The sequence below is a fragment of the Streptomyces sp. CNT360 genome (assembly GCF_000424785.1).
This window is the reverse complement of record NZ_AUKO01000013.1, coordinates 93,037-118,411: the sequence shown is the minus strand read 5'-3', so window position 1 is coordinate 118,411 and position 25,375 is coordinate 93,037. Positions and strand designations below refer to the sequence as shown.

Sequence of the window (25,375 nt, the reverse complement as noted above, 5' to 3'; positions counted from 1 at the left end):
GTGCCATGGGTGGCCGGCACCGTCACGCCCGTCCGGCGAGCGCCAACGATCTGCTCTCGCAGCTCGGGCGACTCACCGCCAGGGTGCGGGAGGAGATCGAGGTCCAACGGGCCCGCGTCGAACTGGCCGAGGCCCTGCAGCGCGGCATGCTGCCCGGCACCCTGCCCACCGCCCCGGGCCTGCGGGTCGCGGCCCGCTACGCCCCCGCCCGCAACGGCCTGGACATCGGCGGCGACTGGTACGACGGCTTCCGCCTCTCCGACGGCACGCTCGCCTTCTCCGTCGGCGACGTGCAGGGCCACGACGTCGAGGCCGCCGCCTACATGGGACAGGTGCGGATCGTGCTGCGCGCGGTGGCCGCCATGGGCGCCAGCGACCCCGGCGGCATCCTGCGCACCGCGAACGAACTGCTGGCCGCCACCGACAACCCGCTCTTCGCCACCTGTCTGTTCCTGTGCTTCGACACCCGCGAGTGGAGCGTGCGCACCGCTCGCGCCGGACACACGGGCGCGGTGTGGGCGCGAGCCGACGGCGTGTGCGGCGTCATCGAGCACGAGAAGGAGGAGATCGGGTTGCCGCTGGCCGTCATGGAAGGGGAGACCTACTCCGTCACCGAGTACCGGTTCACCCAGCCGGGAGCGCTCGCGCTGCTGACGGACGGGGTCGTGGAGGGGCCCCGTTTCGCCCTGGAGGAGGGCCTGGCGGCGGTGGCCCGGGTGCTGCGCGACGGTGTGCACGAGGACCCCGAGACGCTCGCCGACCGCATCATGGAGGTCGCCGAACGGACCGGACACAGCGACGACGCCGCCGTGCTCGTCCTCAGCCATGACGGCCCCGCCGCGTGTCGGCCACCCGACGCGGAGCCCGGCGGAGTGTCATGAGCGACGTGCCCCCCACACAGCCGACGCCGGCCCGGACGCCACCCGGGCCCTCCCCCTGCCCGGCCGACGGCCCCCGGGACGGCCGCGGCAGCTCCGGCCGGCTGCTCGCCGGCTACGTCGCCCGCGTCGTGCTGATCGCCCTGGTCTACTACGTCGGCGGCCGTATCGGGCTGCTGTGGGAGGTGACCGTCCAGGGCTCGACCGTCACACCCTTCTGGCCGCCCACCGGCATCGCGGTGGCCAGCCTGCTGTACTTCGGCCTGAAGGTGTGGCCCGGCGTGGCACTCGGTGCGCTGCTGGTGGTCAGCAACATGGCACCGCTCGGCCCGACAGCCCCCGGGCTCGTCGCCGGCAACACGCTCGCACCCCTGCTGTCCTGCCTGCTGCTGCGCCGCGTGGGGTTCCGCCTCGACCTGGCCCGGCTCCGCGACGGGGTGTCCCTGGTCTTCCTCGGCGCGTTTCTCGGCATGCTGGTGAGCCCCACGATGGGCACGCTGATGGCATTGGCGAGCGACAAGCTGTCCCTCGCCGATTTCTGGCCCGTCTGGTCGGCCTGGTGGGCGGGCGACGCGGTCGGCGTCCTGGTCGTCACCCCGCTGCTGCTGGCGGTGCGGAGCCCGAGCAGGCCCCGGGGCGCGGCCGAGATCGCCGAGGGGACCGGCCTGCTCGTCGCCACGGTGGTGCTGTCCGTCGTGGTGACCCGCAGTCCGATCAGTGTGCTCTTCCTGATCTACCCGGTCCTCGTATGGGCGGCACTGCGGTTCCAGTTGGCGGGCAGCGCAGTGTGCACGGCGGTCCTGTCGATCTCCGCGACGTGGGCGGCCACCGACCGCTCCGGGGTCTTCGCCCGGCAAGGGCTGTTCGGGGACATGCTCACCCTCCAGGCCCTCAACGGTTCCGCGGCGCTGACCGCCCTGCTGCTCGCCGCCGTCACCGCGGAGCGCCGCGCCACCCACCGGCGCATCGCTGCGGCCTGCGACGACCTCGCCGAGATGGTCGAGGTCCTCGCCCCGCAGGGCCGCGGCCCCCGCTCCTTCCCCGCGGGCGGCCGCACGGGCCAACGCGGGAGCTGAGCCGGGCCCCGGCAATCTCGGAGAGGCCGGTGGGCCCCAGGGGCTCCCAAGGGGTTCCGGTGGATCTCGGGAGGTCTCAGTGAGCTGAGGCGACGAGATGGCCGAGGAGGGCGGGCCCGGCCGGATACGGCCGCTCTCGCGGGAGCAGCGCACGCGCCGCGGCCGGATCGCCGTCCCGCACGGCGGCGTGGACCTGACGGGCGAGCGGAGTCACGTCGGTGACGGAGACGGTCCACTCGTCGGCGTAACGGCGGGCCGCGTCCCCCGCCAGACCGAGCTGGAGGGAGCGGTACGCCAGCGGACGCAGGTGCAGATCGCGCTCCGGGTCCCACTGGACACGGGCGGGGGACTGCCGCAGCCGCCGTCTCCACTCCGCGTGGTCGCTGTGCCGCTCGGCGTCGTAGTGCGAGAGGCAGGCGTTGCGCAGCGCCCACTCGAAGCCCGCGCGGGAGATCTCGACGGCGAGCACCGTCTCCTGGTCCTCCTTGGTGGCCCAGCCGCAGCGGTACATCATCCACAGGAAGGACGGTTTGATCCACGTCATCCGGTCCCGCTTCCACGCGGCGGGGAACCGCCCGTCGCGGGCCGCCGGCAGGCCGAGCCGCGGCGCGTACGCCTGGTAGACGGTGACTGTGGACGCCGTGAAGACGGCCCGGATCTCGTACTTGGGGTGTTCCGACACGGCGTCCACGGTCCCTGGCCCGGGCCGCCGACCGCCAGCGAATTTGTCCCGGGACAGGTCAGCCCCGGGCGAGCCGCCCCCGGAGCGAGGGGCCCAGCGACGGGCCCCCGGTGGGCCGCCCCTGGGAGAGAGGGCTACGCACCGGGCCCGGCCACGGACCGCCGACCGCTACAGGATGTCCAGAGGGTGCTTGCGGTGGGGTGGCGGGAAGGCCTCGTCGAGTACGGCGAAGTCCTCCTCGCCCAGGATCAGGTCGGCCGCCGAGCGGTTCTCCTCCACATGTGCGCGGGAGGAGGCCTTGGGGATGGCGATCACGTCCTCGTGGCGCAGCACCCACGCCAACGCCACCTGGGCCGAGGTCGCGCCGTGCGCATCGGCGACCGCGCGCAGCGCCTCGTGGCCCAGCAGCCGGCCCTGCTCCACGGGCGAGTAGGCCATCACGGGCACCGACAACTCCCGGCAGCGCGGCAGCAGATCGAACTCGGGGCCGCGCCGGGTGAGGTTGTAGAGGATCTGGTCGGTGGCGGGCACCGCGCCCTCGGGGAGGTCGGCGAGATCGTCGGTGTCGAGGTTGCTCACTCCCCAGGCGCCGATACTGCCCTCCCGCACCAGCCCTTCCAGCGCCTCGACCGTCTCCGCCAGCGGGACGCCGCCGCGCCAGTGCAGCAGATACAGGTCGATACGTTCCGTCCCCAGGCGGCGCAGGCTCGCCCGGCAGGCCTCGACCGTGCCACGCCGGTCGGCGTTCGAGGGCAGCACCTTACTGACCAGGAACACCTCCTCCCTGCGCCCCCTGATGGCCTCCCCGACCAGCTCCTCGCTGGCGCCGCTGCCGTACATCTCGGCCGTGTCGATGAGCGTCATGCCCAGGTCCAGGCCCGTACGCAGCGCCTCCAGTTCCTCGGCGCGCCGTGCCGGGTCGTCCCCCATGTGCCAGGTGCCCTGCCCGAGAGCGGGGACCCGCGCACCGGAGGGAAGGGTCACTGTACGAATCACGTGGATCGTGTTCCTCTCCTTGCGGCGGTGCTGAGGGGTCCTCCCATGATCGCTGCTCCGCTCCCCCGCCGCTCGCCGGGGTACCCCTGCCCTGCCCCCGTGCACCCCGGCGCACCCGGCCGCCCCGCGCGAAGGGGGCTCACGCCACGTCGTGCTCCGGTATCCGGGCGCCGTTGGCCAGGCCCGCAGGGTCGAGGCCGAGGGCGGCCGCGGCGCTCGCGCCCACGTCCGCCAAGGTGCCCGCATCCGGCAGCAGCTCCACCCCCGCGGCCCCGGGCCGGTGGATGAGCACCGGCACGTACTCGCGTGTGTGGTAGGCGTGACCGATGGTGGGATCGTTGCCGTGGTCACCCGTCACGACGAGGCGGTCGCCGGGCTCGTCCAGCAGTGCGACCAGAGCCGCCAGGCCCGCGTCCACCTGTTCGAGGATCCTGGCGTACCGCTCCGGGTCCCGCTGGTGGCCCGCCAGATCGCTCTCCTGCACATTGGCGACGACCAGCCCGCCGCCGGGCGCGCGGACCGCCTCCAGGGTGTGCCCGAGGACGTCCGCGGTCGGGACGGCGGGCCGCCGCACCGCCGCTTCGCACGCCAGGATGTCCGCGGCCTTGCCGACCAGCGTCACCGCGAGGCCCGCGCGTGCGGCCAGCTCCGGGAGCTGCCGGGTGTGGTCGAGCCGCGCCCCCAGGTGCTGCACCTGGAGGCCCCCGTTGCGGTAGAAGCCGCTCGCCGGGGTGTCGAGGCCGACGGTGCCGCCGTCCCCCTCGCGGACGAACTCCGGCAGCGGGCCGTCCGCGTGCCCGCCCACCGCGATGACCCGGGCGACAGGCGCGACGGCGCGCACGGCGCGGGCCACGGCGAGGATGCCGTCGAAGGCCAGGTCGTCCAGCCGCGCGGAAGCGTTCCAGTTGATACCGGGGTCCGCCTCCAGGTTGTCGTGCACGAGCACGCTGCCGTCCACGAGCAGCAGCGGCTGCCCGTCGAGAAGCTCCACCCGGTGTCCCGCCGCCCGCAGCGCGGCGCCGACCTCCTCCAGGTGATCGGCGAGCCGGGCGACCGTCACCCGGCTGAAGTCGGCGCCCATCATCGTCTGGTGCCCGGCGAACGTGTCGGCCCCCGGGTACCCCAGCGCGGCCCGGCCCGCCGCGACCGGCAGCCGGGTGCGGCGGGCCAGGTCGGGGTGCGGGTGCACCAGACCGAGCCCCAGCGCCCCCAGCGTGGGCAGCCGCAGGGGGCGTCCGAGCGCCTCCCGCGCGTGGTCGAGAACGTGCCCGCAGGTGTCGGCCTGCGCGTCCCCCGGACGCAGCGCACCCGCATCCGGCATGGCACCGATGCCGAAACCGTCGATGACGACGACGACGGTACGGCCCGCACCACGGGGGCCGTCCGCACGGCCCGTGCGGTCCGTGGCCGTGGGGGTTCGTCCGGCGGGGTTCACAGGGGCCTCCCCAACGCGTCGTAGAGTCCGGTCAGCCGCGGCGCCCCCGTCGAGAGCCCCGCCACCACGGCGACCCGGGAGCGGGTCACGAAGATCTGCGTACGGAAAGCCAGCAGCGCCGTGTCGCCGACTCGCACGTCCGCTCCGGAATCGGGGGCCCGCAACAGGCGGTAGTAGTCGATGTTCTCGGCCGGCGCACCCTGCACGGGCAGCCGCAGACCGGGACGGGGCAGCAGCGCCGCGTCGATGTGCGAGCGCGGATAGAAGCCGCCGCCGAACACCGCCGGTCGGCCGTCCGCCAGGGTGTGGGCGACCTCGGTGACGTACACGTACGCGGGCCGCTCCGGTTGGGTGGCGTCGCGGGCGTGCAGCGGCGTCGTGCCGGTCAGCGCATGGCCGGGCTCTCCATGGGTGGCGCCGAGCCGGGCGAGCAGCGGCAGGCTGGCGACACAGGTGGCGCTCGGCGCACTGAGCTTGAGGTTCTCGTGGCCGCGGGCGGCCAGCAGTTCCCGGGCGCGGACCGCGAGGTCGAAGTTGGGCGTGGGGGCCGGAACTCCGGTGGCCGGGTCGCACAGGACGCACGGGAACGCGGTCACCCCGGCGAGACGGATACCGGGCAGCCGCTCCGCCGCCTCCGCGAACGTGTCCAGGGCCGCCGGCGGAACACCGCCCTCCTGACCCGGGTAGACGGAGCCGGGCGCGCCTTCCAGCCGCACCAAGACGTCCTGCACGAGACCTAGGCGCTGGGCCTGTTCGGAGACGGCGCGCGCGTTGGCCAGGTCGTAGACGGTGAGCGCCTCCGGCCGCCAGGCCAGCACCTCGGGAAGCGCCCGCTGCGGGATCTGCACCAGGTGCCCGAGGTTGCCGGGGCGGGCGCCCGTGGCGTGCAGGGTGCGGGCCTCGTCCACGTCGATGGCGGCGAACCGGGGAAGGGACCGCGCCACCGCACGGATCAGCTCGGGGTTCCTGCCGAACTGCTTGACGACGAACCACAGGTTCAGGCCGAGCCGTTCGGCCTCGTCCGCCAACAGGCCGGCGTTCTCCTCGACGGCGTCCAGGTCCATGACGTAGGTGTCGGGCGGGATCTCACCGCGCCGGTGCAGGTCGGCCGCGGCGTCGGCGAGACCCGGATTGCGGGTGAGAAGGCTGTCGAGGAACACGTCAGTCCTTTGCGGGATACGCGGGTGATGCGGCAGCGCCGGCGAACAGTGCCGGCCGAAGCTCCTGCAGGCTCCGGCGGAGCACGGTGAGGACGAGATCGGCGCCCGCCCGCATGGGGTTGACGCGGACCGCCCAGTCGGCCAGCTCGGGGGCGTCGTCCAGGCTGGAGCTGGACATCCGGTAGAACAGCGGCGCGATCTCGTACCGCGAGTTGGAGCCGACCGGGTAGGGCGCGGCACCGAACCGGGCGGCCACATCGGGCAGCCGCCCGGCCACCGGCGCGTCGAGCTGGACGATCAGGCATCTGTCCTGCGCGTTGGCCAGCCGGACACCGATGACGCCGGGTACCTCGCCCGCGGCCAGGCGTGCCGCGACCTCCGCGCCGACCCGGGACTGCACCGCCCACATCACCGGCACATGGGTGAGGGCACGCAGCGCGTCGAGCGCCTGGTGGCCCTGCACCTGGCCGCCGCCCGAGTAGTTGTCGGTGTGCACCCGGTCCACCAGGTCGCGGGCGCCCACGACGACTCCGACACCCTCCGGCCCGTGCAGCTTGAACAGGGAGAAGCACGAGGCGTCGGCGCCCAGCTCCACCCCGGCGGCCGGGACCCGGAAGGCCGCGTAGTTGTCGTCGACGAGGGTGCGCACCCCCGCCGCACGGCACGCCGCCAGCACCTGACCCGGCTCGTAGGAGTCGGCGAGGCGCTGCCGGGTGTGCTGGACGTATGCCCACCGGAACCGGCCGGAGCCGAGCGCCGCGCGCAGCGCCGCCGGATCGTTGAAGTCGGCCTCGACCGTCTCGACCCGCAGCCCCCGCAGCGTCACGGCCGTGGTGCGGTAGACGGGCGCACGGTGGATGAGCAGCGGTTCGCCGGGGCCCACGACCGCGCTCAGTGCGGCCCGGATGGCGCCGGTGCCGGCGCCCTGGACGAGTGCCGCGGCCGGCGCCCCGAAGAAGTCGGCCAGCACCGCCTCGACCTGCGCGGTCGACCGCGGCCTGCCCAGACCCGGTACCACACCGGTGTCCGCGGCGAACAGCTCCTGTCCCGCGAAGTGCTCCGCGGTGGCCTCCAGCAGCCGGAACTGCCGTGTGACAGCCTCCTCCACGGAGACGGTGGGCAGCGGGTAGGTCTGCGGGAGCGCGGGCGGTCGGGAGGCCGGCGAGGTGGCGCCCTGGGTGGTGGGTGGCACGGGGGTCTCCGCTGGTGGCATGTCAGTCCTCCTCCGGCCTCGTGCCGGTCAGAAAGCGCAGCGGGTTGCGCCGCGTCATCAGGTCGATCAGGTCGTCGTCGACGCCGGCGGACCGCAGGGCCGGCAGGAAGGAACGGAACAGATGGCCGTAGCCCTGTCCGCCCTCGCTCAGCAGGTAGCCATGGCGCGAGATGTCGCAGCTCAGCAGGGCCCGGTCGGCGTAACCCGCCTCCAGCAGGGCGAGGAGGAGGCGCAGCCGCACCCCGTCGGGCTGGTAGCTCTCCTTGCCGACCGTGTCGAACGCGACGTAGGCCCCCGCCCCGGCGAGGCGGCGGTGCACCACAGGATCGTCGAGCAGATCCTGGTGGCCCACGCAGATCCGGTGCGGGGCGAGACCCTCCGCGGTCAGCAGGTCGAGCTGGGCGAGCCCGCCGCGCCCCAACTGGGCGTGGGTGGCCACCGACAGGCCGGTCGCCGTGGCCGCGCGTGCGGCGGCCCGCAGCGACCGGGCCTCCGGCCCGCTCGGCGTCTCTCCGTGGCTGCCCACCTCACCGAGCACCCCGGGCCGCACGCCGGTGGCGCCCAGGCCCTGCTCGACGTCCCGCACGAGCGTCTCGGTGAGCTGCTCGATTGAGGCCCCCGCCAGGTCCGCAGCCGGGTGGAAAGGCTCGTAGTACCACCCGGTGGCGGCGACCACGGCGACGCCGGTCTCCTCCATGATGCGCACCAGGGCCTCCGGGTCGGGGCCCATGCCCCGGCACGTCTGCTCGACGACAAGGGAGAGGCGGAACTCCTTCCGGAGCGCGGTCAGCTCGCTGCTGATAGCCGGGCCGTGATCACGCGGGTCGAGGACCGCTGCCCCGTCGCCTCTGCGGTCCAGATCCACAGCCAGGTGTTCGTGGGCGAGGACGGGCCCGCGGACCGACGCGGCGGGGAGCGGACCTGCAACGGTGTGCAGAAGCCTGTCTGCGGCGGTGTCTGCGGAGACGGTTGCGGACGTGGTGGTCATGGTGCGGGCCTTCCAGGTGGTGCGCGTCCCTCAGCCCTTGACGGGGGTGAACAGGTCGAGCCAGTAGAGGATGTTGAGCAGGACGCCGCCGACGATGACCGCGGCGGGGGCAGCCGCCATGCGGACGACGGGACGGCCCATCGCCTCATTGAGCAGGTAGAGCCCGCCGACGACGAGAATGCCCAGGCCGCCGCCCATCGCGTTGGCCGCCATCAGGGAGCCGAACAGGATGGCCAGGTGGAGGCTGTCGGAGATCGCATTGCGCAGGTGCTCGGAGGAGTCGCGGACGCTGGGCAGCTTGCCGAGGACCTTGCCGATGGAGGACAGGGCCAGGATTTCGAGGGCGAAGACGCCGGCTCCGACGATCACCGCGAGGATCGGGTTCGGCAGCATGTAGCCGATCGGGTAGACGAGCGTGAATCCGGCGATGCCGTAGGCACCGGAGGCCAGCGCTGTCGTCGCGATCAGGGGGATGAAGCCGAAGACGCGGTAGAAGTCGACCTGCGCCGCCTCGGAGAAGTGCCCCTTGGCGATGAGGAAGCTGGTGGCCTCTCCGCCGCCGAATATGTGCATCTGTGCCAGCAGGCAGACTCCCGCGCCCAGCAGCATGAACAGCGGCAGGTGGCGCCGCAGTCGGGCCGCGCTGGCGCTGAAGAGCGAGGCCATCGGGTCTTCTTCGGCCTCCCCGTCCGCCTCCGCCGTTTCGGGGTCGGACTGCCCGCGCTCGGCGGCGGCCGCACGCTCGGCCTCGCGCTCGGTCCTGCGCTGCACCAGGTCCCGCCTGACGGCGAGGCCGATCAGCAGGAGCACGCCGACGGCCATGGCGATCGCCCCGGCGAACATGTCCGGCCACAGCTTCATCGTCATGACGACGAGGGCCAGTTCGACGACGCCGGCCACGCCGCCCCACGTGCGTCCGAACTGCTTGGTGATGGCCAGCACCGGGAAGAGGGTGAACAGGAAGAGGATCGGTGTGGACATCTGCTGCATCGCGGTCAGGAAGTCCACGGGCAGGTCGTGCGCCACCTTGTTGGCGCCGTTGAGTCCGAAGACGACGACGGCGCCCCAGCCCGCGCCCAGCAGCGGCGCGAGCCACTTCTTGGGCGACAGCAGGCCCAGCACGTCCGTGGGCAGGAAGACCAGCCACGGATTGAGCACGCCCGAGGAGAGCGCCATGGGCGCGCCGAGCCCGAAGATGAACCCGGCGGAGAGGCCGAAGGAGACGGCCGTGGTGGCCGAACGGGTCGTCCGCTTCTGGATGAAGTCCAGCATGAAGGGGCGCACACCGTCGTTGAAGACGGCCAGTGCCTGGTGCGAGACGAACGCGGTCAGCGCGCACAGGACGATGACGGTCAACTGCTGCGGCAGCGAGAGGTCGAGGCCGGTGCCCGCGGCCAGTTGGGTGCCGGTGGTGCCCACCGTGCTTGCGAGATCACTCACGGGGTCGCTCCTTCACGCCCGGGAAGTCGGTTCCCAGCCCCGGTCAGGCCCGCGCGGCGACCGCGCGTGCGAGCAGCGGGACGAGGGCGTCGATCTGGTCCATGGAGAAGCCGAAGACCTTCTTGCCCTCGGCGAGCAGCGCGGTGACCTCGTCCTCGGTGGGCACGGACCGGCCGAAGGTGTGGCAGGCGGGCTGCCCCATCAGGCCGACCAGCACGCCGAGAGAGGCGCCGGCGCCGGTGTGGCAGGTCCCGAAGAAGTAGTCGGCCTGCCCGGAGCGGAGCTTCATCGCGGCATCCATGTCGCTGGAGACGACGGCCTCCACGCCGTCGAGTCCGAGCGCTGCGACCGCGTCGGCAACCTCTTTCTTGCCGACTCCGCCGGTGAGGATCTTCGTCATGGCTGCGTGCCTCTCATCTGTCGTGCGCGGCCCCGCGGTCGGGGCCGGAGGTGCTGAGGGTGCTTGTCGGAGGGGTCCGGAGGGGTGGGCGGCCGGCTCGGGTCGGTCAACCGGTCACGCGCTGGGCGAGGACGGCCAGGTGCAGGGCCAGGAAGTTGACCTCCGAGGTGGGCAGGGCGGCGCACAGCCGGCCCTCGGCCCGCTCGGCCACCTGGCGGGCCCGCTCGACGGCCGCGGGATGGGCGGCCAGCTCGGCGGCGACCTGTTCATCGGTGAGGAACTCCTCGATGGGCTCTCCGTCGAGCAGCCGGGTCAGCGCCATCATCAGATGGCTGGTCAGCATGCCGGCCGTCTCCTCGGTCACCGGCGCGCCCTCGTCCGCGAGGGCGGCCAGTTCGGCCGTCACGAAGTCGGCCACCTCGGGCCGGACCTGACCGCCTTCCCGGAAGAGCTGGATGCGGAGTGCGAGCTGCTCGTCCACGGTGGTTGCTCCTCTGCCTTTCAATCGCCACAGAACTCCGGATTCTGGATTCTCCCGCCGCTCCCGTGCCCGGCCCAGGATCGCGCGTGACGGCCGGACGGTGCGGGGGACTCATCAGTACGACGGCATGCGATCTCCTCGTACGACCTCGGACTGGAGCTCGGCGATGCGCGCGGGGTCGATGGCCTCCCGTATGGCGTGCAGGGCGGCCACGCTCTCGGCTCTGCCGATGACCGCCGCGCTGGAGTTCCGGCGCGCCAGGTCACGCGTGATCTCGTCGCCCAGCGGGAGTACGTCCACCCCTTCGCCGAGGCGGCCCTGCATCTCGTCCAGGTTCCAGACGGTGGCGTCCGCCTCGTCGTGCACGAGCACGTCGTGGAGCTGCATGTAGGAGCACTCGACCCACTCGACGTCGTGCCGCCCGCCGAAGGTGAGCTCGGCCAGCATCCGCTGGTCCTCCGACGCGTGGTCGACCGCGACGCGGAGGTGGGGGACGTCCAGCGAGCCGCCCTCGCGCAGCAGCACCCCGTGGGCTCCGACGTAGGTGGCAGGCCCCAGGTCGACCACCAGCGCCAGATCGTCCGGGTGTTCCTCGATGAGGCGGTCCGCGGCGTAACGGGAGAGCACGACCAGGTCGGTCTTGCCCTCCAGCAGCGCCGTCGCCCGGCTGCCCGCGCCGCGCATGAAGGTGATGGCGAAGGGCGTCCCGGCGTCGTCGAACGCCGCGCGCAGTCCGGTGGCCAGGCCCTCGTAGCGGCGGGAGTAGGGCAGGGGCATCGCGGCGAGCAGCGTGCCGAGGCCGGACAGCCGCCACAGCACGGAGCGGTCGGAGCTGACGAGGAAGGTGCCCAGGTGCCCCCGGGCGGCGGTCTCGATGGCGCCGGACTCTTCCAGCAGCCGCAGTGCGGCCTGGACGGTGCCGTTGCCGCACCCCAGCTCCTCGGCGAAGTCCCGCACGCGGGGCAGGCGGGTCTCCGGCTCGTACCCCAGCAGGAGGAGCGCGAGCTGGCGGGCCGCCAGGCCGTTGCGGGTCAGGAACCGCTCGTCGTATCCGTTCACGAGGAAACAGTAAACAGAATCCTGGATTCTTGACAAGACCCCCCGACTCCCTCTTCTCCGCCTCACCAAGGGCCGATACAGCCGCGAGCTGGTAGAAAAAGGGCATGCGCGGTCTTTTCGGGCGCCGTACGGCTCGGCGCGATCACCCCCGCCGGGTGCCGCCCGCTGCCGCGCGCTCCGGAAACACCTCCCGCCTGCCGTTCGGCGCGCGCACCGTCGCCGGCGAGGTCTTTCTGCTGCAGGTGGCCGTCATCGTGCTGCTGATGGCCGCCGTCGTCGTGGCCTTCCTGCTGCACGCGCGCTGGGACAGCACCCGGCACGCGGAGGAGGAGTCCCTCGCCGTCGCCAACACCTTCGCCCTGTCCCCCGGAGTGCGGGAAGGGCTCGACAGCGAGGACCCGAGCGCGACGCTGCAGCCGCGCGCCGACGCGGTCCGCAAGGCCGCCGACGTGTCCTACGTGACCGTCTGGAAGCCGAACGGAATCAGGGTCACGGCAGGGCACCCGGACCTGATCGGCAAGCCCGTCGTCCACCCCTTCAAGGACATCGTGCGGCGTGCCCGGCAAGGGCACTCCTCCACCATGACCATCGATGCGGCCACGGGCGGCGAGACGGTCAACTCCGCCGTACCCGTCACCCGTCCGGACGGCTCCCTCGCGGGCCTGGTGTCGGCAGGGGTGACGGTCTCCCGGGTGAACCAGGGGGTGAAGAATCAACTGCCCGTGCTGCTGATGTCCGCCGTCGGCGCACTGGTCCTCGCCTCGGGCAGCTCCGCGCTGGTCAGCAAGCGCCTGCGGCGACAGACGCGCGGCCTGGGCCCCACCGAGATGACCCGCATGTACGAGCACCACGACGCGGTGCTGCACTCCGTGCGCGAGGGCGTTCTCATCCTCGACACCGACAGCCGGCTGATGCTGGCCAACAGCGAGGCGCGGCGGCTGCTGGAGCTGCCCGAGGATGCGGAGGGGCGCCGCGCCGACCAGCTCGGACTCGACCCGGACATGGCGGGGCTGCTGTCCTCGGGCCGTACCGCCTCCGACGAGGTGCACCTGGCCGGCGGCAGGCTGCTGGCGGTCAACGTGCGGGCCGCACAGAGCGACGAGAACGCCGTGGGCCGGGTCGCGACACTGCGGGACACCACCGAGCTGCACGCGCTCGAAGGCCGGGCAGAGATGGCACGGGAGCGGCTGCGGCTGCTGTACGAGGCAGGGATGCGGGTCGGCACGACCCTGGACGTGGTGCGGACGGCGGAGGAGCTGACCGAGGTCGTCGTACCCGAGTTCGCCGACTACGCGACCGTCGAGCTGCTGGACCCCGTGACGCAGGGGGAGGAGCCGACCGGCGCCAGGACCGCGATGCGCCGGATCGCGGTCAACGGCGTGCAGGCGGAGACACCGCTGTACTCGGTGGGCGAGGTCACCAGGACGGCAGAGACGGTACAGCAGTCGCACGCCACACGGCAGGGCGAAGGCGCCCCCCAGGACAGTGCATCGCTCCGGCCCGAGGACGAGGGCGGGCACGCCGTCCTGGTGCCCGATCTGCGCGAGGCGCCCGAGTGGCAGGCGCAGAACCCCGAGCGCGCCCGACGCGCCCTGGAGGACGGCATCCGTCGCCTGATCAGCGTCCCGCTGCGGGCCCGCGGCATGGTGCTGGGAGCGGCCGACTTCTGGCGGACGGCGGAGAGCGAGCCCTACGGTGAGGAGGACCTCGCGTTCGCGGAGGAGCTGGCCGCCCGGGCCGCCGTCAGCATCGACAACGCCCGGCGCTACACCCGCGAGAACGCCATGGCCGTCACCTTGCAGCGCAGTCTGCTGCCGCGGGGGCTGCCCGAACAGGATGCTCTGGAGGTGGCGACCCGGTACCGCCCCACACGGGCCGGGGTGGGCGGCGACTGGTTCGACGTCATCCCCCTGCCCGGAGGCCGCGTCGCCCTGGTGGTCGGCGACGTGGTGGGCCACGGTCTGCACGCCGCCGCGACGATGGGCCGGCTGCGGACCGCCGTGCTCAACTTCTCCTCCCTGGATCTGGCCCCCGAGGAGCTGCTGGCCCACCTGGACGAGCTGGTCGACCGCATCGACCAGGACCAGTCCGCCGCCGGCAACGGGGAGGCCGTCACGGGCGCCACCTGCCTGTACGCGATCTACGACTCCGTCTCAGGCCGCTGCACCATGGCCCGGGCCGGCCATCTGGGACCCGCCGTGGTGCTGCCCGACGGCACCGTGCAGTTCCCGGACATTCCTGTCGGACTCCCCCTCGGGCTGGGCGGAGCGCCCTTCGAGACAGCGGAGCTCTCCCTGGCGGAGGACAGCCGGCTCGTGCTCTACACCGACGGGCTGGTCGAGGACCGTGACCGGGACATCGACGACGGTCTGGTCCAACTGCACGACACCCTGGCACGGCATCCGGGCCGGTCCCCCGAGGAGATCTGCCAGGCGGTGCTCGACACGCTGTTGCCCACCGACCCGAGCGACGACGTGGCCCTCCTGGTGGCCCGCACAAGGGTGCTGCCTCCGGAGCGGGTCGCCCAGTGGGACGTCCGCGCCGACTCGGACGCCGTCGCGCCGCTGCGGGCCGAGGTGACGCAGAAGCTGGCCGAGTGGGGGCTGGAGGAGATCTCTTTCACCACCGAGCTGATCCTCAGCGAGCTGGTCACCAACGCCATCCGCTACGGCAGCGAGCCCATCCGGGCCCGGCTGCTGTACGGACGTTTCCTCACCTGCGAGGTCTCCGACGGCAACAGCACCTCCCCGCACCTGCGCCGCGCGGCCGCCACCGAGGAGGGCGGGCGCGGCCTCTTCCTCGTCGCCCAGCTCGCCGAGCGCTGGGGCACCCGGTACACCACGCAAGGCAAGGTGATGTGGACCGAGCAGAGCCTGCACCACGAGGTGGCCGCCGACGCGGAGGACGAGGAAAGCCTCCTGGAGCAGTGGGACGACCAGGGGCTGTGAAAGCTCTCCCGGGTGCTCCGTGAGGATGCTGTCCCGCGCTCTCGTGTCCGGTGCGCGACACTTGGCCCATGCCCAGCACCACCCCCTCGCACAGCCGGCACGCTCCCGAGGAACCGCCGCCCTCGGACCCCGCCGACCCGGTGGCCTCGGAAGGCGCGACCGAGGCGGAGGGCGAACAGCATCCGGCCGTGCCCACCCTCGCAAGCCTGCTGACAACCGGTGCGGGCGAGGCCCTGGAGCTGGTGCGGGCGCCACGGGGGACGCGGGTGCCGGTGCGCGGAGTGGGCGTGTTCGACTCCGGCGAGACGTTCGCGGCACGGGGAAATGTGCTGGTGGCGCCCGGAGTGGACGATTCCTCCGACGTCGCCCCGCTGGTCTTGCAGAATGCGGCGCGGGCAGGTGCCGTGGCCGTCGTGACGCGGCGCGGGGCCAGCGGACCGACACGGCGTCTGCTGGAGGTCGCCGACGAGACGGCCACGGCGCTGCTGACCAGAGCGCCGTGGATCGAGTGGACCGAACTGATCGGCATGCTGCGCGCCGGGCTCGCGCACGGCGGCGGTCCCTCGGGCGCCGAGCCCGCCACCGACGTACCCCTCGGTGACCTCTCGGCACTGGCCCGCGCCCTCGCCGAGCTGGTCGGCGGGGCCGTCACCATCGAGGACCCCGATTCGCGGGTGCTGGCCTTCTCCCCCACGGAGCACGGCGCCGACCCGCTGCGCAGGCTCACCATTCTCGGCCAGCAGGTGCCCCGGTGGCGGCTGGCAGAACTGGCCGCCAGCGGGTTTCTGCGCACCCTGTGGTCGACGGACGACGTGGTGCACCGGCCTGCCGAGGAGCGCTTCTCCGAGCGGCTGGCGATCGCGGTGCGGGCCGGTGAAGAGGTACTGGGCTCCATATGGGCGGCCGCCGACGGCAACCCGTTGCCGTCCGGCGCCCGGCAGGCGCTGCGGGAGGCGGCCCGTACAGCCGCCCCGCACCTGCTGCACCACCGGCTGCGTACCCGGACCGGGTCGACCCGTCGCCGGGAGGCGGTACGGGCGCTCCTGGACGGCACCGGGGACACCCGCTCGGCCGCCGCGACGCTCGGGCTCGCCCTGCGCACCCCGTGCGTGGTCCTGTCCGTCGCCACGGACGACAGTGCGGCACACGAGAGGGCGCTGCGGCTGGCCTCGCTCCAGGTGACCGCACACCGGCCGGCCGGTTACGCGCTGCGCTCGGAGGGCCGGCTGGACGTCCTGCTGCCCCTCCTCGACGAACCGACGGAGCACCCCGGGGAGACCGCCCCTCCCGCACCCTCCCGCGTCACCCCAGGGCACTCCTTCGAGGACCGTGCGCAGGGCAGCGACGTACGGGCGCGGCGGTTGGCGTGCCAGCTCGCCACGGCCGTACGCGAGGCCGGCGTCCGGCCTCTGGTGGCGATCGGCGAGGTCGGGCCCGGCCTGACCCAGGTGACCGCCTCGCGCGAGAGTGCCCGCCTCGTCCTCCAGGTGCTGCGGGACCGGTCCGCCACGGGCGGCCCGGAGATCGCCGACTCCGCGGACGTACGGGCCGCCCTGGACGCGCTGCGGGCCGTCCATGCCGTGGCGGAGCTGGCTCCGCCGGTGGGCGGTCCGGTGCGGGACCTGCTGGCGCACGACGCGGAGCACCGTACCGACCTGGCGCCGACTCTCGCGGCCTATCTAAGCCGGTTCGGCGACGTGGCCGGCACCGCCCGGCTGCTCGGCATCCATCCGAACACGCTGCGCTACCGCCTGCGCAGACTGCGCACCCACTTCTCCCTCGACCTGACGGACCCGGACGTCCGCCTGCTGGCCGAGCTGGAACTGCGCGCCGAAGGGCGGTACCCGGTGCGAGGTCCCCTCGCACCGCCGCCGGGCTCCCCCGGACCGTAGGACCCGGCCCGACAGGCTGCGAGTCGCAACGCAACCCCGCAACCCCGTGGTCCGGCGGTACACATGGCACGCAGCGGCGCTCACATGGTGGGACGGCACAATGGAAGTGCCCTCCCGTGGTGCACCCCGACAACGCTTCCTCCCACGCGTCGCCCGCGTTGTGGCCGTGCACAGCCGACCGGCCCCAGCTTCGGCCCATCCACCGCAGACAGCGGCCCGCGCGGCGGCGCAGAGTGGACGGGATTCCGACCGGTACGAGAAAGGAGACCCGCGCGTGGTGCTGGAGTCCGTGGCACGGAGACAGGACGCGATCGCCGCGGCGGTCCGCGAGGGGCTGCTGGGCCCCGAGGCACCGGTGGTCGCCCTGCTGGACGTCGAGGAGATCCGCCGGACCGTCAGGGAGCTGCACGCCGCGTTCGCCGGCCCCTCCCCCGTGCTGCACACCTTCGCCGTGAAGGCGGCCTCGCTGGTGCCCGTCCTGGAACTGCTGAACGCCGAGGGCGTCGGCTGCGAGGTGGCCAGCCCCGGCGAGCTGGCACTGGCCCGCGCCGCGGGCGTCCCGGCGGACCGCACCGTCTTCGACTCCCCCGCCAAGACCGTCGCCGAACTGGGCGACGCGCTGGACCACGGAGTCGCCGTCAACGCCGACAACCCGCAGGAGCTCGCGCGGCTGGACGCGCTGGTCGCCGAGCGCACGCCCGCCGGTACCGACGGTCGGCACCCCGCCGCCCCGCTGGGCATGCGGATCAACCCACAGGTGGGCACCGGCTCCATCGGCGCGATGAGCACAGCGACCGCCACCTCGAAGTTCGGAGTGGCGCTGCGGGACGAGGGCGCCGAGCAGTGGGTCGTCGACGCCTGTCTGGCCCGCCCGTGGCTCACCCGGCTGCACACCCACACCGGCTCCCAAGGGGTGCCGCTGGAGCTGATGGCCCAGTCGGTGCGGGTCGTCTTCGAACTGGCCGAGCGCATCAACCGGCAGGCGGGGCGGCAACAGATCGACACCCTCGACATCGGCGGCGGCCTCCCGGTGAACTTCGCGGGCGACGAGACGGAGCCGTCCTTCGCCGATTACGCCGACCTGCTGCGGCACACGGTGCCCGGGCTGTTCGACGGGCGCTATACGATCGTCACGGAGTTCGGTCGGTCCCTGCTCGCCAAGCAGGGGTTCATCGCCGCGCTGGTGGAGTACACCAAGAGCGCGGGCGGCCGCCGGATCGCCGTCACGCACGCGGGCGCGCACGTGGCGACCCGTACGGCGTTCGCGCCGGAGGCGTGGCCGCTGCGGGTGGGCGCCTTCGACGCCAAGGGTGCGCCCAAGCGCGCATCGGAGATGGTGCAGGATGTAGCGGGGCCGTGCTGCTTCGCGGGTGACCTGGTGGCGCGCGAGAGGGCACTGCCCGAGCTGGAGCCGGGAGACGTGGTGGCGCTGTGGGACACAGGTGCCTACTACTTCTCCACGCCGTTCCAGTACAACAGCTTGCCCCGCCCGGCTGTGCACGGCTTCGGGCGGGACAGCGCCGGACGCGTCCGCTTCTCGCTGGTGCGGCCGGCGCAGCGGATCGAGGAAGTGCTGGCGGACAGCGGCGTCGCGCAGAGCGGCGCGCTGACCGACGGGCCGAGCGACCCTGCGGGCGTCTCGGCCGGCCGGGCCGGTGAGCCACACCGGTTCCTGTCCTCGTCCGGCACCTGACCCCTTCGGGTTCCCGAGGCCCTGAGCTTTCTCGGGACGGCCGGTTCGGCTCCGTCCGGACCGGTGCCCGCTCCTGCGCGCCAGGGCGGCCCCCGTGCCCTGCACGCCGTGCAGGGCACTCAGCCCTGCCCCCGGCAGGGCACCTCGCCCTGCTCGTCAGGGCAGCAGCCCTGTACAGCAGGCACACCCCGGTGCGCCGTCCGGCGTGCCGGGAGACCGGTGTGCCCCGATCACGGAGAACCAAGACGTATGGCGAACGCAGCCGAGCCCCGCGAAGGCGGGGTGACCACCGAGTCTCCCGCGCGTCCCGCTCCCACCGACAGCACCCTGGTGCGCGAGGACGGCTATGCGTCGGGCCTGCGCAACCGCCAGGTCCAGATGATCGCCGTGGGCGGCGCGATCGGCACCGGCCTGTTCCTGGGAGCCGGTGAACGGCTGCACTCCGCGGGGCCGTCCCTGGTGCTCGTGTTCGCGATCACCGGGCTGTTCGCCTTCTTCATCGCCCGCGCCATGGGCGAACTGGTGATGCACCGGCCCACGTCCGGCTCGTTCGTCTCCTACTCGCGGGAGCTGCTGGGCGGGGAGAAGGCCGCTTTCGTGGCCGGCTGGGTCTACTTCCTGCACTGGATATGCAGCGGTATCGCGGAGATCACGGCGGTCGCCGTCTACCTGCACTACTGGAGCGCGCTACGGGACATCCCCCAGTGGACGCTCGCCCTGTTCGCGCTGCTGGTGGTACTGGGGGCGAATCTGATCTCCGTACGGTGGTTCGGAGAGTTCGAGTTCTGGTTCGCCCTGATCAAGGTCGCCGCGATCGTCGCGTTCCTGGCCGTCGGATGCTGGCTGCTCGCCAGCCGCCACCCCGTACAGGGCGGCCAGGCGGGCGGCCCGCAGCTGATCACCGACCACGGTGGCCTGCTGCCGCACGGATTTTTGGCGGCCCTGATCATCGTCCAGGGAGTCGTCTTCTCCTACGCGGCGATCGAGATGGTGGGCATCACGGCGGGCGAGACGAAGAACCCCCGCAAGGTCATCCCCAAGGCGATCAACTCCGTCTCCTGGCGCATCGTCGTCTTCTACGTCGGCTCGGTGCTGGTGCTCGTCCTGCTGCTGCCGTGGACCGCCTACAGCGGCGACGAGTCGCCGTTCGTGACGCTGATGAGCCGCGTCGGCATCCCCGGCGCCGACCAGATCATGAACTTCGTGGTGCTGACCGCAGCCCTCTCCAGCTGCAACTCGGGCCTGTACTCGACCGGCCGCACCCTGCGCTCGATGGGACTGGCCGGTTCCGCACCGCACTTCACGACGAAGATGAACCGCCGCCACGTGCCCTTCGGCGGCATCCTGCTGACGGCGTCGTTCTACCTGCTCGGCATCGTCCTCAACTACATCGTTCCCGAGCGCGCCTTCTCGATCGTGCTCAACTTCTCCGCGATCACCATGATCGCCACCTGGGCGATGATCGTCTTCTGCCAGCTCGCACTCCGCCGCCGCGTCCGCGAGGGCCGCGCCGAGGACGGCGGCTTCCACCTGCCGGGCGCCCCCTTCACCTCGTATCTGACGCTCGCCTTCCTCCTGCTGGTCGTCGTCCTCATGGCCTGCGACGGTGACATCGGGACCTGGACGGTGGCCTGCGTGCCGCTGATCGCGCTGGCCCTGTGGGCGGGTTGGTATGCCGTGCGGGGCCGGGTGACGGCGATGGCGGCCCGCCGCGGGGAGGCGGAGCCCGCCGGCGGGGCCGCGCAGGACGCCCCGGCGGGCTGAGCGCCCGGAGGGTTGGGCGGTTGATCGTCCGGACAGCGCCCGGGATAGGGTCCCGCGTGTTCCTCCCGGGGTCTTGGGGCCGCTGCGCCTCGAAGAGCCCGACTTGCTGGATCCATCGCACGGGGGTTGCACATGTTTCGGTTTCTTCGGGGTTCTCCCGTACTGCCCTGGGTGGGCAACAAGCTGCGCGCGGCGCGGACCGGAGGTGAGACGGACCCGGCGATCCTGCGCGGTCTCGCCTGCGGAGCGCATCTGATCTACTCCAACGGCGACCGGTGGAACGTCGTCGTCGACCCCCGCCCCGCGCCCGAGTTGGAGCGCCTCCGGTTGACGGACTCCTGGGGTGTCACCAGCGCGGACGAGTGGCACCACATGGTGCAGGAACTCCTCGACGGGCAGGTTTCCACACCCATGTGGGACGCGGCCATGGGCGCCCGCGCCGCCCTCCTCGCCCGCGCCGAGGGTGCGCCGGTGACAGAGCGGGCGTGGAGCGAGGCGGCCGGCACCTGGCTGGTGGACCGGCTCGGCCCCCACCACCCCGGACTCCGCGACGCGAGCACGGCCTTGCAGGAAGTGATCGTCCGTGTCCCGCGGTACGAGGCCCGCTTCCGCGAGGACGGCATCCTGGCCCCCGGTGCCCATGTCCGCCGCACCCTGGCATGGGACCTCGGCCGCGCCGCCAACATGTGCTGCTGGGGCGTCAACGCCGGCTTCGGCGCCCCGGACGAGGCCCGTCAGGCTCTCCGCGTGATCGGCGAGTCCGCGGCGGAGGAGTACGCCACCTGGGCCGATTTCTCCCTCGGCTACGTCCTCGGCCGCTGCCTCCACTTCGACGAGGACCTCTTCGGCAACTGGTACCGGGAGGTCCGCGACTCCCACCGCCTGCTGACGAGCCGGCCGGAGAGCCCGTGGGCCATGGTGGAGCTGCACAGCTGAGCCGCAGCCGCCGGGGCAGCGCGTCCGGCGCCGGTCACCGGTGAGGCGGCGGGCCGGGGGATTTCATGGCTGCACCAGGCTTCCCGCGGTGGCCACCTGAACCCGTTCGCCCGCCGGGAGCGGTCTCAGGTCCGCAGACCCGACGTCCCCGCGGAGCCCGTCGGCCCCGGGGCGGTCTCCGGGTGCTGCTGCGGTGCGGTGGTCTCGCGGATCAGCAGGGACAGTGGCGCCACGGTGGCTCCTGATCGTGCCCACCGGCCGTCGTGGCGTGACGGGGGGGCGGAGCGGCGACGGCGGAGCGACCGGCGTACGGCCCGGCAACTCGCCGTACCCGCACAGGGCACGGCGAGTCGGGGTCCGGCGGGCCGGGTCAGTCGGCGTCGCGGTAGGCCTTGCCTCCCGCGTTCGCGTTGGCGCCGTCGTACAGGCCGGTCGGGCTCGTCTTGGTCGAGAGAGCGAACCACGCGTAGCGCTTCACGAAGTCGAGGCTCTCCAGCATCTTGGTCGAGGACTTGATGAAGGCGGTCTGCTCCTGTTCGTTCGGGTAACGGGTGGGCGACTTGGTGAAGTCGGTGAGGGCGTACTCGGTCACCCACACCGGCTTCTTGTACCGGTCGTGGATGCGCTGCAAATAGCCGGCGAGATGGTCGGTGGCTTCCGGCCCGAAGTCGGAGCCGTACCAGTGCACGGGAATGAAGTCGACCCGCAGATGGCGCTCCTCGGCCCCCTTCATGAAGCGGTCCAGCCACTTCCCGGGCTTGTCACCGTCCCCGGCGACAGCCGGTGCACCGAGCCTCAGACCGGTCTTCTCCAACTGGGGCCACAGGTCGAGAGCCTGTTCCGGGGTCATGTTCGCCTGCTGGGGCAGATCGGGCTCGTTGAAGGTGAGCAGCGACCTGCCCTCCTTCTTGGCCTTGTTCAGCTCGGTGTCGTTGACCGACCCGGCCCCCCAGATGGTCGGCACGTACTCGACGCCCTCGGGCTTGTCCATCCCGGCGCTCGACGAGGTCCAGTTGTGGTACCAGGACGCGCCGGAGTCGCGGAGCGCCTGACCGGCACCCTCGACCGGGTTGAGCGCCACGCCCTTGCGGTCCGCCGGCGCGTGGTCGCCCCCGTTGCCGGGCTTGTCGCCGTTGCCGGGCTTCGGCTCGGGCGAGGGGGTGGGCTCGCCGGAGGAACCGGTGCCGTGGAAGGTGACGGTCAGGCCCTTGCACTTGCTGCACTGGCGCATGACCTGATTGCCCTCCTCGGCGTCCTGCTTGGACCAGGCGTACGCCGTGGGGCACTGCTTCTTGAGGGCCTCGCTGTAGGCCGTCTTCGCGTCCCGGTTCGGGTTGACGCACACCTGCGGCTTGCCCGAGCCCTTCTCCTTGGTGAGGTTCTCGGGCGGGCAGTCGGCCAGCAGGTCCTTGGGGCAGCCCACCGAGGCGCACTCCCCGCCGTTCTCGGGCGGGGGCACCCCGTCAGGGGAGATGGTGATCGGGTCCGATACGGCGTTGACGTAACTGACGTTGTACCAGGGGGCCGCCCCGTCCTTGGGGTCGAAGTTGAACTCCGCCAGGCTGACGGGCTGCTCGCCCGTGGAGCAGTGGTCGGCGTACGGCCCGCAGTCCCCCACAGCACAGTGGAAGGAGCTGCCGTCCTCGCCGGTGCAGCCCTGACGGGCGAAGAACTTGCCGCGCCAGTGCCCGGCTCCCGTACGTTCCGGGACGGTGAGGGTGGCTGTCTTTCCCGGGTCCAGCACCGGCAGGTCGGTGAGCGGAGCGGAGCCGTCGGCGTTCACCGCGGACCCCACCCAGACACGGTGGCCCGTCTCGTTGCGGAAGGTGACCGTGTGCTCGGCGTCACCGGCGGCGGCCGCCCGGGAGACGTGGTCCTCGTCGGAGGATCCTCGCATCTGGGCCGAGGTCACCGCCGCGATCGCGGCGACGACCAGCAGTAGAGCGAGCAGGAGCGGTCGAAATGACCGAAGTGATTCAAGTGGTCTCACGCGCACAGATCACACCTCTCGGGTCGGAATCGTCTGCGCACGCACGACGGATACGCGCAGTGGACGGTTCACCCAGGTGCGCAGGGCGCGCCCGTGGACGGGCAGTTCACCCGTGGAGTGCCCCGGCCCCGGCCCCGGCCCCGGCCCGACACTGCCGGTACGACGGACGGGCGGGCGGACCGGGGCGGGGACTGCATGCCGGCACGGTCTTGCCTAACGGCCTCATTTGACGCCGGCCGCGGGCACGCCGAGCGCCTGCCGCAGGTTGCGCACCGCGTGGTAGAGGCGCGATTTGACCGTCCCAGGCGGTATCCCGAGCACGCGGGAGACCTCTCGCGTCGACCTGCCGGTGTAGTACGTCTCGTAGAGCACTTCCCGGTGGGCCGGGGACAGCGTCTGGAACGCCTTCACGAGCACCAGCGAGGAGAGCACGCGATCGACGTCGTCCGTGTCGGCCAGCACGTTCTCCAGCCAGGCGGTGCCGTCCACCTCCTTGGGGCGCGCGCTGCGCAGACGGTAGTCGTCGATGACGAGGTTGCGCGCCACTCTGAACAGCCATGGACGCAGGTCCTGGCCACGCTCCCCCAGCAGTTGCTGATTGCGCCAGCAGCGCAGCAGCGTCTCCTGCACGACGTCCTCGGCACGTTGCACATCGCCGCCGAGAAGCTGGAGCACATAACCCTGTAACGGGCGTGCGTGCTGTTCGTACAGCGAGCGAGTGGCCCGTTCCTGCGCACTGGTTGCGCCGACCGAACCCAAGACGATCCAACTCACGGATGTATCCCCTCGTTTCGAACCGCCGGCAAGGGCGGCCTGGCCTCGGGACTCGCGCGGCGGGCCCCCTCACGAGGCAGGAGTGTGGTGAGGAGAGATCCACAAGCCGTTGACGGCTGTTTGCCATACGGCTGCGCGCGACAGCATTGCGCAAAAGGGCACAACAAGCCGCATCCCGTAAAAACCAGCACTTAAGCGGTTTACAGAGATTTAGATGCACGGCCTGTGAGGGAAGTTCACTGCGAATGCCGCCACGTGGTGTGATGCCGGTCACCCCGAACTGGTTCACCGCTTCCTGGGGTCCGACGTCAATCCGTTATAGATGCCGCTGGTCAGCGGCCTGGTTCGTCAGGCGACGCCTCCCTCGAAGCCGGCGGTGCCTGCGGCGCCGACGAGTGCGTCCAACCCCTGCGGGAGGTGTCCGGGCACCGTCGCACCGGTTCCGGGCGGTCCGGATTCCGGGGCGAGCACGGCCCAGGTCTCGACCAGCTCCTTGCCGTGGGTGCGCAGTTCCTGCGGCTCGGTGAGCCTCCGCCAGTTGCCGATGGCGCGTTCGAGGTACCCGTACGCGCGGGGGTCGCCGAGCCGGTGGCAGAGCCGGGCGAGGTGGCAGTAGATGGCGATGGAGTTCGCGTGGTCGCCGGCCAGGCGGGCGACATAGGCCTCCAGGTCACGGGCCTCCACCGTGTAGGGGTGCTCCTCCCCGTACCTGCGCACGGCGTGCTCACGCAACCGGAACGCCAGCACCATGGCCCGCTGCGGTTCGCCACCGGCGGCGGCCCGGTTGATGTGCACCACGGCGTCCCGCAACTCCGCGGGGACCGCCGGCCCGGCCCCTTCCTCCGGGGCGGGCATCCCCGGCCCGGTCCCGGCGTCCGCCCCCGTCCCCCCGGCGGATGCGGGCGAGGCGACTTCCTCAGCGGACGCGGCCGGTTCGCTCCCTCCGGCGGACGCGGCCGGTGCAGACTCCCCGGCGGACGCGACCGGTTCGGCCTCTGCGGAGGACGGGAACGGTGCGGCTCCGCCCGCGGAGGGGGCCGGTACGAACCCTCCCACGGACGCCGCCGGTTCGGCCTCTGCGGAGGACGCGACCGGTACAGCTTCACCCGCGGCGGGGGCCGGTACGAACTCTCCTACGGACGCGGCCGGTTCGGCTTCACCCGCGGACGCGGCCGGTGCGGGCTTCGTCGTGGGCGCCTGTGGTTCTGCTCGTTCGGCGGACGCCGGCGGTTCGGCTTCCGCAGTGAGGGCGGTCGGTCCGGTCCCCTCGCCGGGCGGGGTCGTCCCGTCCTCCCCGGTGGAGGAACGCGGGGGCGCGGCGTCGGGCTCCACCAGTTGGCTGGAGCCGTCCGGAGCGACCCTGATGTAGGTCGCGTAACCGCCACCCCGCAGGTCGAGCACCGTCGCGTCGACCGGCTCGCCCCGCTCCTGGGCGGCACTGTGCACGGCGTCCAGCACGGCGACGTGCACCTCCTTCTCCCCGACGGAGATGCGCGTGCCGTTCAGCGACACGGCCCCGCTCGGCGAGATGAGGAACTCCAGGCGCTCCCCGGGGGATTCGGACATGCCG

The 25,375-nt window shown here is 72.5% G+C and carries 20 protein-coding genes; 7 read left to right on the top strand and 13 right to left on the bottom strand.

Translation table 11 applies throughout. The features are described from left to right. The first annotated feature begins 5 nt into the window (after positions 1-5). Both H297_RS0115025 and H297_RS0115020 read left to right on the top strand, forming a co-directional pair. A complete protein-coding gene (locus H297_RS0115025) occupies positions 6-881 on the top strand; it encodes a PP2C family protein-serine/threonine phosphatase (protein ID WP_027737719.1) in 876 nt (291 codons plus the stop codon). Beyond that, positions 878-1,954, top strand: a complete 1,077-nt coding sequence (locus tag H297_RS0115020; RefSeq protein WP_027737718.1) for an MASE1 domain-containing protein — start codon at positions 878-880, stop codon at positions 1,952-1,954. Before H297_RS0115025 ends, H297_RS0115020 begins: the two co-directional genes overlap by 4 nt. 76 nt (positions 1,955-2,030) lie before the next feature. On the opposite strand, the gene H297_RS0115015 is transcribed toward H297_RS0115020, so the two are convergent. The 10 genes from H297_RS0115015 to yhfZ form a co-directional block, all read right to left on the bottom strand. Beyond that, the gene (locus tag H297_RS0115015) at positions 2,031-2,636 is read right to left on the bottom strand and encodes a DUF4291 domain-containing protein (RefSeq protein WP_037794312.1); all 606 of its coding nucleotides are present in this window, start codon (positions 2,634-2,636) and stop codon (positions 2,031-2,033) included. A 168-nt stretch (positions 2,637-2,804) separates the two neighbouring features. Then, entirely contained in the window at positions 2,805-3,638 is an 834-nt protein-coding gene (locus H297_RS0115010; RefSeq protein ID WP_037794311.1) for an aldo/keto reductase, read from the bottom strand. Between the two features lie 133 nt (positions 3,639-3,771). Then, entirely contained in the window at positions 3,772-5,067 is a 1,296-nt protein-coding gene (locus H297_RS0115005; protein ID WP_078514094.1) for a phosphopentomutase, read from the bottom strand. Beyond that, a complete protein-coding gene (locus tag H297_RS0115000; RefSeq protein WP_027737714.1) occupies positions 5,064-6,227 on the bottom strand; it encodes a YhfX family PLP-dependent enzyme in 1,164 nt (387 codons plus the stop codon). Before H297_RS0115000 ends, H297_RS0115005 begins: the two co-directional genes overlap by 4 nt. Position 6,228: 1 nt before the next feature. After that, positions 6,229-7,440 (bottom strand): aminotransferase class V-fold PLP-dependent enzyme, encoded by a 1,212-nt coding sequence (locus tag H297_RS36505; RefSeq protein ID WP_106959631.1) that lies wholly within the window; start codon positions 7,438-7,440, stop codon positions 6,229-6,231. Position 7,441: 1 nt separating this feature from the next. Next, positions 7,442-8,428: a phosphotriesterase family protein gene (locus H297_RS0114990; protein WP_051351859.1), complete on the bottom strand. Its 987-nt coding sequence runs from the start codon at positions 8,426-8,428 to the stop codon at positions 7,442-7,444. A gap of 30 nt (positions 8,429-8,458) precedes the next feature. Then, positions 8,459-9,847, bottom strand: a complete 1,389-nt coding sequence (locus H297_RS0114985) for a YhfT family protein (protein ID WP_027737712.1) — start codon at positions 9,845-9,847, stop codon at positions 8,459-8,461. Between the two features lie 64 nt (positions 9,848-9,911). Then, the gene (locus H297_RS0114980) at positions 9,912-10,268 is read right to left on the bottom strand and encodes a DUF2620 domain-containing protein (RefSeq protein ID WP_027737711.1); all 357 of its coding nucleotides are present in this window, start codon (positions 10,266-10,268) and stop codon (positions 9,912-9,914) included. Positions 10,269-10,374: 106 nt separating this feature from the next. Continuing rightward, positions 10,375-10,749 carry a PRD domain-containing protein gene (locus tag H297_RS0114975; RefSeq protein WP_027737710.1) on the bottom strand — a complete coding sequence of 125 codons (375 nt, stop codon included), beginning with the start codon at positions 10,747-10,749 and terminating at the stop codon, positions 10,375-10,377. A gap of 114 nt (positions 10,750-10,863) precedes the next feature. Beyond that, positions 10,864-11,808, bottom strand: coding sequence for a GntR family transcriptional regulator YhfZ (gene yhfZ, locus H297_RS0114970; RefSeq protein ID WP_027737709.1), 945 nt, complete (start codon positions 11,806-11,808; stop codon positions 10,864-10,866). Between the two features lie 104 nt (positions 11,809-11,912). Between yhfZ and H297_RS0114965 the strand changes: the two genes are divergently transcribed. The 5 genes from H297_RS0114965 (at position 11,913) to H297_RS36495 (ending at position 21,041) form a co-directional block, all read left to right on the top strand. Beyond that, a complete protein-coding gene (locus H297_RS0114965; RefSeq protein ID WP_051351858.1) occupies positions 11,913-14,756 on the top strand; it encodes a SpoIIE family protein phosphatase/ATP-binding protein in 2,844 nt (947 codons plus the stop codon). Positions 14,757-14,824: 68 nt separating this feature from the next. Continuing rightward, the gene (locus tag H297_RS36500; protein ID WP_078514093.1) at positions 14,825-16,648 is read left to right on the top strand and encodes a helix-turn-helix domain-containing protein; all 1,824 of its coding nucleotides are present in this window, start codon (positions 14,825-14,827) and stop codon (positions 16,646-16,648) included. Positions 16,649-16,922: 274 nt separating this feature from the next. Next, positions 16,923-18,341 carry a diaminopimelate decarboxylase gene (locus tag H297_RS0114955; protein WP_027737707.1) on the top strand — a complete coding sequence of 473 codons (1,419 nt, stop codon included), beginning with the start codon at positions 16,923-16,925 and terminating at the stop codon, positions 18,339-18,341. A gap of 249 nt (positions 18,342-18,590) precedes the next feature. Next, complete coding sequence (locus tag H297_RS0114950; protein ID WP_027737706.1) at positions 18,591-20,105, top strand: amino acid permease; 1,515 nt, start codon at positions 18,591-18,593, stop codon at positions 20,103-20,105. Positions 20,106-20,237: 132 nt separating this feature from the next. Continuing rightward, positions 20,238-21,041, top strand: coding sequence for a DUF1266 domain-containing protein (locus tag H297_RS36495; RefSeq protein ID WP_078514091.1), 804 nt, complete (start codon positions 20,238-20,240; stop codon positions 21,039-21,041). 370 nt (positions 21,042-21,411) lie between these two features. On the opposite strand, the gene H297_RS36490 is transcribed toward H297_RS36495, so the two are convergent. The 3 genes from H297_RS36490 to H297_RS42735 form a co-directional block, all read right to left on the bottom strand. Beyond that, entirely contained in the window at positions 21,412-23,031 is a 1,620-nt protein-coding gene (locus tag H297_RS36490; protein WP_051351880.1) for a glycosyl hydrolase, read from the bottom strand. Between the two features lie 222 nt (positions 23,032-23,253). Next, on the bottom strand, positions 23,254-23,805 hold the full coding sequence (locus H297_RS0114930; protein ID WP_027737705.1) for a sigma-70 family RNA polymerase sigma factor: 552 nt from the start codon (positions 23,803-23,805) through the stop codon (positions 23,254-23,256). A 348-nt stretch (positions 23,806-24,153) separates the two neighbouring features. Next, positions 24,154-25,371 carry a hypothetical protein gene (locus H297_RS42735; RefSeq protein ID WP_027737704.1) on the bottom strand — a complete coding sequence of 406 codons (1,218 nt, stop codon included), beginning with the start codon at positions 25,369-25,371 and terminating at the stop codon, positions 24,154-24,156. Positions 25,372-25,375: the final 4 nt, after the last annotated feature.

Excerpts from the sequence above, each read along its gene's own strand:
- H297_RS0115025 (WP_027737719.1), top strand. The coding sequence starts at position 6 with ATGGGTGGCCGGCACCGTCACGCCCGTCCGGCGAGCGCCAACGATCTG.
- H297_RS0115020 (WP_027737718.1), top strand. The coding sequence starts at position 878 with ATGAGCGACGTGCCCCCCACACAGCCGACGCCGGCCCGGACGCCACCC.
- H297_RS36505 (WP_106959631.1), bottom strand. The coding sequence starts at position 7,440 with ATGCCACCAGCGGAGACCCCCGTGCCACCCACCACCCAGGGCGCCACC.
- H297_RS0114990 (WP_051351859.1), bottom strand. The coding sequence starts at position 8,428 with ATGACCACCACGTCCGCAACCGTCTCCGCAGACACCGCCGCAGACAGG.
- H297_RS0114980 (WP_027737711.1), bottom strand. The coding sequence starts at position 10,268 with ATGACGAAGATCCTCACCGGCGGAGTCGGCAAGAAAGAGGTTGCCGAC.
- H297_RS0114965 (WP_051351858.1), top strand. The coding sequence starts at position 11,913 with ATGCGCGGTCTTTTCGGGCGCCGTACGGCTCGGCGCGATCACCCCCGC.
- H297_RS36500 (WP_078514093.1), top strand. The coding sequence starts at position 14,825 with ATGCCCAGCACCACCCCCTCGCACAGCCGGCACGCTCCCGAGGAACCG.
- H297_RS0114950 (WP_027737706.1), top strand. The coding sequence starts at position 18,591 with ATGGCGAACGCAGCCGAGCCCCGCGAAGGCGGGGTGACCACCGAGTCT.
- H297_RS36495 (WP_078514091.1), top strand. The coding sequence starts at position 20,238 with ATGTTTCGGTTTCTTCGGGGTTCTCCCGTACTGCCCTGGGTGGGCAAC.
- H297_RS42735 (WP_027737704.1), bottom strand. The coding sequence starts at position 25,371 with ATGTCCGAATCCCCCGGGGAGCGCCTGGAGTTCCTCATCTCGCCGAGC.